3 pseudogenes are annotated in these 889 nt (G+C 38.2%); all 3 read right to left on the reverse strand.

Annotation, left to right across the window (positions count from 1 at the left end):
- Positions 1–91: 91 nt before the first annotated feature.
- Positions 92–214: pseudogene (locus CWI32_RS14980) on the reverse strand (RNA pseudouridine synthase); the annotation flags it as partial.
- A gap of 262 nt (positions 215–476) precedes the next feature.
- Positions 477–659, reverse strand: a pseudogene (locus CWI32_RS14985) (type VI secretion system Vgr family protein); the annotation flags it as partial.
- Positions 655–889: pseudogene (locus tag CWI32_RS14990) on the reverse strand (DNA-processing protein DprA); the annotation flags it as partial. The pseudogenes CWI32_RS14985 and CWI32_RS14990, both read right to left, overlap by 5 nt.

Consider the following 889-nt stretch of genomic DNA (forward strand, 5'->3'; position numbering starts at 1 on the left):
AGGCAGCCCATTTTAAATGGCAAATACCATTTTGAATGATTACACAAAATAGAACTAATTTGACCGGATACCATCGTTTTCATAATCCACATCAAAACGGAACTACGACTTCAATCTCAACCGGAACACCACTCAGCGGCTGGCTAAAAGCCAGATAATTGGCATGCAAAGCCATACGATTTAAAGGACTGCGCTGTGGTTCTGGATATATCAAAGGATATAATTTAAAAGTTTAAAATTAATGACAGTAAAATTAAAAAACCAATAGAAATAAAGATATCAAGCTTATAACAGCAGATAAAGACAATAAAAATTCCTAAACTCATCATCAAGATATGCAGCCAGCATTCACCGGTATGTTCTACATCGAAAGCAAATTGGGCAATGCATAAGTATTAGATTTCAAATAAAAAAACATGAAAAACTGTTAATTTTCAGAGCATTGACTGAAATAAATTCTCACACTTTTTAATTCATGAAATCAGTAAACCTTGCCCTGCTCGTACCACCCCCCACTGATCTGTCCTTAGTTCAAACCCTTCCCCACGACCTTCACTCGATTCGGTTTCTTTAGGATGACTGAGATTTCCTAAATTCAACTGGCTAGCACCATGACTACTGTGTAACTGCGCACTAATCTGATCCGTCGTATCATCAAAGTGGCGGCTTATGCTCATAATGACTCAGTTGTTGTGGATATTCAGCATCTGTATGCAAAAGCACAAAATCACTGTGCAACTGAATCTGTTCTAGACTGTGCTGAAAATGGGTTTGAGATTCGCTGCTTTGAAAGTCTTTCAGGCGTTGAATATGATTTTTATGAAKGCCGAGCTTTTGCCAGGTCTCGATTTGAGAACAATGGACTGCATCCGCAAGATCTGCATAATGC

Source organism: Acinetobacter pseudolwoffii (assembly GCF_002803605.1).
Classification (GTDB): Bacteria; Pseudomonadota; Gammaproteobacteria; order Pseudomonadales; family Moraxellaceae; genus Acinetobacter; species Acinetobacter pseudolwoffii.